The organism is Bacillota bacterium, assembly GCA_040754675.1.
Taxonomy (GTDB): domain Bacteria; phylum Bacillota; class Limnochordia; order Limnochordales; family Geochordaceae; genus Geochorda.
In genome coordinates this window covers 1-5,071 of record JBFMCJ010000293.1, presented here as the reverse complement: position 1 = coordinate 5,071, position 5,071 = coordinate 1, and the positions used below count along the sequence as shown (strand labels likewise).

Sequence of the window (5,071 nt, the reverse complement as noted above, 5' to 3'; positions counted from 1 at the left end):
CTCCAGCAGGGGTTCGCCCAGGCGAGCCACCACCTCCTCTCGAGAGCTGCCCCACGGGACACCCCGAAAACCCTCCGCCGCCTGAACCGGCGCCGCACTGAGCACCAGGACGGCGGCTACCACCATCCACGCCCAACGACGAGCCAAGGCTGCATCGCCCCTTCCAGCGGGTCGGGCTGCCACCGCAAGGGTCGCGCGCGGCTGTCGTCGGTTCGGCGACAGCAAGGCGGCACGTCCGTCCCGGCCAGACCGAGCACCGCAGCACCGAAGGTGAGCGGTTCAGCGAGCGACGCCGCAAGGGTCCCGCGCCGTCGAGCAGGACATCAAGGGAACGCTGGCGGAGTCGACCGGGTGGTTCGCCCTAGCGATGTGTACAAACGTTGACACTTAAATGTATGTCAGTACGATATAACACATGAGGCGCCTCCATCGCGAAGAAGTGCTGGACCTCGTTCGCAGCCGGGGGTTCCTCACGGCTCGCGAGGCCGGCCGGATGGCCATTCACAGCCAGGTTCTTACGCGCCTCGTGCGGGAAGGCGCCCTGGAGCGCATCGCCCGCGGGCTATACCGTCTGCCCGACCAGCCCATTACCGAGCACCACAGCCTCGTCATTGTGGCGCGGGCGGTGCCGCACGGTGTGGTCTGTCTGCTCTCAGCTCTCAGTTTCCACGGCATCGGCACGCAGATCCCCGCCGAGGTCTGGGTGGCCATCGACCGCCGCGCCCGGTGGCCGAGCCTTCGCCACCCTCCCCTGCGGGTCGTGCGCTTCAGCGGCGAAGCCTTCGCGGCGGGGATTGAGACGCACGCCGTGGACGGACAGACGGTCCGGGTCTACGGCATTGCCAAGACGCTGGCTGACCTCTTCAAATACCGGAACAAGGTCGGTCTCGATGTGGCGCTCGAAGCCCTGCGCGAAGCCTGGCACGAGCGCCGCTTCACCATGGATGAGCTGGACCATTACGCGCGCATCTGCCGCGTCCAGCGGGTCATGACCCCTTACCTGGAGGCGCTGTTGTCATGAGCGCGGCAACCGGCGGCTTGGCCCAGTCTGTCCATACTCGCCTGATCAGGCATGCCCACCCGCTGGGGGTGGACCCGAACCTCATCCTGATCCGCTTTGCCACCGAACGCCTGCTCTACCGGCTGTCCCGATCCCCATACGCCGAGCGCTTCGTGCTGAAGGGAGCGCTCTTGCTCCTCATGTGGTTGGGCGAGACCATCCGCCCGACGCGCGATGCTGACCTCCTCGGCTTCGGCAATCTCTCGGATGAGGCTCTGGCGGCGATATTCGCCGAGATTTGCGCGACGAACGTGGAGCCCGACGGCATGACCTTCGACGCCTCTACGATCCGGGTTGCCGCCATCCGTCCTGAAGACGCCTACGGCGGAAGGCGGGTGACGCTTCTTGCCCGGCTCGGCTCGGCGCGGATTCGTGTGCAGGTGGATGTCGGCATCGGGGACGCCGCGGTACCCGCTCCCGAGTGGTGCGACTACCCGAGCCTCCTCGACCTACCGCGCCCACGCTTACGGGCCTACCGCCCGGAAACAGTCATCGCCGACGCCCCCATCACTCCCCTGCGCAGCGTCTTCGCGAAATCCAGGCATGCCCCCAACGGGTCATCCTCGGGCGGATGCAGGACCGGCGGGCCGGTCGGCCAGAAGGCCGAGCATCCCGTCGCCATGCTGTGCCGGGTGCTGGACGTCTCCACCAGCGGGTATTACGCATGGCGCCGCCGCCCGCCCTCCCGGCGGGCCCAACAAGACCGGGAGCTCATGGATCGCATCCGGGCCATCCGTGCGGCCAGCCGGGGCACGTACGGAGCGCCCCGGGTGTGGGCGGAGCTGCGAATGGCTCACGCCGTCTCCTGCTCTCGCAAGCGGGTGGCCCGGCTGATGCGCCAGATGGGCCTGCAGGGGGCGCATCGACGCACGGGGCGGGGCCTCACCCGCCGGGACCCCCGCCGGCCGGTCTTCCCGGACCGGGTGCCACGCGCCTTCACCGCCGATGCGCCCAACCGCCTCTGGGTGGCGAGCTGACCCAGCACCCCACCGGCGAGGGGTGGCTGTACCTGGCGACCGTCCTCGACGCCTTCTCCCGCCGGGTGGTGGGTTGGGCCATGGGGGAGCGGCCCACGACCGAACTGGTCATCGACGCCCTGAACATGGCCGTCTGGAACCGCCGGCCTGCGGGCGGGCTGGTCCATCACTCCGACCACGGCGCCCAGTACACCTCCCTGGCCTTCAGCCGCCGCCTGGAGGCGGCCGGGATCCTGGGCTCCATGCGCTCGGTGGGCGACGCCCTGGACAACGCGGTGGCGGAGAGCTTCTTTGCCACGCTGCAGACCGAGTTGCTGAATCGCGCGCCCTGGCCGACCCGTCAGGCCCTGAAGACGGCCATCTTCGAGTACATCGAAGTCTTTTACAACCGCCTTCGGCGCGACTCGGCCCTGGGCTACCTGAGTCCGGAGGAGTCCGAAAGGAGGGGGTGTCTCCACCACGAAGTTCCCGTTACGGCTGCTTAGCCACAGGTTGTCCATAGGAGGGGATGAACTCCACCTTCTCCCGCTTGACGGCGTCGAACCAGGCCGCCAGGGTGCGGGCGCGACGCTGGTGCACCATGTGGGCGAACGCCTCGGCCAAGCGCCAGACCCGGGCAAAGTGGGCGTTGGTTTCGGTCAGCGACGTCAGGTAGGCCCGCTCCGACTGGGCACGACGGTGCGGGGCCTGCCAGAACCATCGCCCCAACTGCCGAGGGGTCACGGGGCACATGGTAGATAGTGCCTGATTCGGAGCATCAACCGACCGCCGCGCAACGGTGACGACCTCGGCAACCTGAGAGCGGGCACCCGCATACCCAATGGCCCGCAGTTCCCGATAGAGGGCCCGGGGATTGCGACACCCCTGCTCCCATCGATGGGGGATGCAGCTCCGGGACGGATCGAGCTGGCTCGGGCGCACTTCAGCACCGGCCCCAACACGCGGGCCGGGCGGAAGGTAAGCCCCTGCTGGAGGTACCCAGCCGCGGGGGCCAAGCCCGGGAGTGGACAGGAGGGGGCGGCTGGAGATGGGACCAATGCCGCTGATGCGACGTGGTGGCCATCTCTTGCGCAGGAGCAGGGTGGAGGAAGGTCGAAGGGACACAGTGAGGGGCGACGAGTAAGGTTGGTGCCATTGCTTGCCTGTGCAACCCACGCGGGAGGGATACCGGTACGGTCTACAACTCCCGGTTTGACCGCGACAACGCTGGCGAGATACTGCCGCGGCTCACGAACGAGCGGGTACTGTCTCAGGGCGGGGCCCGTGGTGATGAGGGGGACGTGCCCCTCAAGTTGGAGGCCTTCGTATCGCGTCTGAAAGAGCTGTACAAGTCTCCAGATGACAGGGAACCCGACGAACCTTTTCCGGCTGAAGAGCTTCCGAGACGACGACATCCTGGCGACGCCCTGTCTACCCGAGTACGGCAAAGTGTCGCTACGTATTGTCGACCGGGACTACCCCAGCTCCTATGAATACCGGAAGGGAGGCCGGTACCATCTGAGTCACGTGTTCCGGATCAAGCGATCCTGCGGGCTAGACGGCAGCGTCAGCGAGCGCAACGAACGCCTTGCCACATGGTACGGTACGTTGGGCTGGCTGCGCCTTCCCTTTCTCCCCTTCCCGGACCTTGAGTCCGATTTCCGAGCGCTCATCGAGGAACTCGAGCGCCATCCAGGCAAGTTGCTGGAGCCGTCGCGACCGGACGAGTACATGTGGCGTCTTCGCAGGGATCCGTTGGCCAAGCTGAAAGCCGAGCTATGCGCCATCACCCCCAGCCACGGTGATCTCTCGTTCGAGGCGGTCTGTGAGCGTCTGGTGTCGGTATCCGGCTACCGCGCGGTGGGGCGGCACCAGTACGACACCGCAGGCGGGGATGACGGCATCCGCTTTGTTCGGGAGCGAAGGTCGGCGTTCCCATGTGAATTCGGCGAGACGGTACTGCTCGTTCGATCAAGAAGCACCACGGCATCACGGACAACACGACCGTTCCGTTTGTTTGCAGCCGAGGCTGGGGCAGACACAAGTGCTTGGACGACCGCCCCCCGAGTGTACTGAGTGGGTGGCACGAGCCTGATCCGTCCGTAGTTCGGGAGTTGCGGGACGCGACACCACAGCGGGGAACAGCCGAAGGAGCGCGCGCTCAGCGACCGTACGCGGGTGCATCAGAACAGGCAAAAGGGGCTCGTTGATCAGATTCGGATCCCTTCGTCCGAAGGCCAGAGCACTTTCTGAAGTAGGCGGGGCCGAGTGCATGCTCCAGAGTGCAGGCTCCAGCGGTCGCCGTACCGGCAGACGCGATCGCACTGGGCACCGCGGGTCGGGCGGGTAGTCGATGAGCGGCGGAGCTGCGGTTGTAGAGGTCGAGAACCTCGTCCGGGACTACGTGACGGGCGGGGCGAGGGGGGCCGCCCGGCGGGTGCGCGCCCTGAACGGCGTCTCGCTGGCGGTGCCGCGGGGGACGCTCTTCGGGTTGCTCGGCCCCAACGGGGCGGGCAAGACGACCATGGTGAAGGTGCTGACCACCGTCATCACGCCGACGGCGGGCAGCGCCCGGGTGTTCGGGTTCGACGTCGTCAGGGAGGCCCACCGTATCCGTCCCCGCCTGGGCGTGGCGTACGGCGGGGAACTGGGACTGTACTGGCGCCTGAACGGGCTGGACAACCTCGTCTTCGCCGGCCAGTTGCAGGGCATGGGGCCGAAGGAGGCCAGAGCCCGGGCCTGGGCGCTGCTGGAGCGGTTCGGCCTGGCCGGCGCCGCCAGGCAGCGGGTCGACGGCTACTCCCGGGGCATGCGGCAGCGCCTGCACCTGGCCCGGTGCCTCATGCACGACCCCGAACTCCTCTTCCTCGACGAACCCACCACCGGCCTCGATCCGGCCGCGGCGCGGGACGTGCGCCAGCTCATCCTGGAGCTGAAGGCGGCCGGCAAGACCGTCTTCCTGACCACGCACAACATGGGCGAGGCGGACAGCCTGTGCGACCGGGTGGCCATCCTTGCCCGGGGCGCCCTGGTGACCGTGGGCAGCCCGGCGGAG

Annotated in this window: 6 protein-coding genes; 5 read left to right on the top strand and 1 reads right to left on the bottom strand. The window is 67.7% G+C overall.

All coding sequences use genetic code 11. The features are described from left to right. Positions 1 to 415 precede the first annotated feature (415 nt). The 3 genes from AB1609_15180 to AB1609_15170 are packed head-to-tail and all read left to right on the top strand — an operon-like array spanning position 416 to position 2,522. A complete protein-coding gene (locus AB1609_15180; GenBank protein ID MEW6047799.1) occupies positions 416 to 1,021 on the top strand; it encodes a type IV toxin-antitoxin system AbiEi family antitoxin domain-containing protein in 606 nt (201 codons plus the stop codon). Next, positions 1,018 to 2,037, top strand: coding sequence for a nucleotidyl transferase AbiEii/AbiGii toxin family protein (locus tag AB1609_15175; protein MEW6047798.1), 1,020 nt, complete (start codon positions 1,018 to 1,020; stop codon positions 2,035 to 2,037). Before AB1609_15180 ends, AB1609_15175 begins: the two co-directional genes overlap by 4 nt. After that, the gene (locus tag AB1609_15170) at positions 2,022 to 2,522 is read left to right on the top strand and encodes an IS3 family transposase (GenBank protein MEW6047797.1); all 501 of its coding nucleotides are present in this window, start codon (positions 2,022 to 2,024) and stop codon (positions 2,520 to 2,522) included. The genes AB1609_15175 and AB1609_15170 overlap by 16 nt, the downstream gene beginning before the upstream one ends. Here AB1609_15170 and AB1609_15165 read toward each other — a convergent pair. After that, positions 2,509 to 2,958, bottom strand: a complete 450-nt coding sequence (locus AB1609_15165) for a hypothetical protein (protein ID MEW6047796.1) — start codon at positions 2,956 to 2,958, stop codon at positions 2,509 to 2,511. The genes AB1609_15170 and AB1609_15165 overlap by 14 nt on opposite strands. Before the next feature lie 417 nt (positions 2,959 to 3,375). On the opposite strand from AB1609_15165, the gene AB1609_15160 reads away from it, so the two are divergent. Then, complete coding sequence (locus tag AB1609_15160) at positions 3,376 to 4,092, top strand: hypothetical protein (GenBank protein ID MEW6047795.1); 717 nt, start codon at positions 3,376 to 3,378, stop codon at positions 4,090 to 4,092. A gap of 277 nt (positions 4,093 to 4,369) precedes the next feature. Next, the coding region (locus tag AB1609_15155; GenBank protein ID MEW6047794.1) for an ABC transporter ATP-binding protein at positions 4,370 to 5,071 on the top strand (702 nt) is incomplete at its 3' end.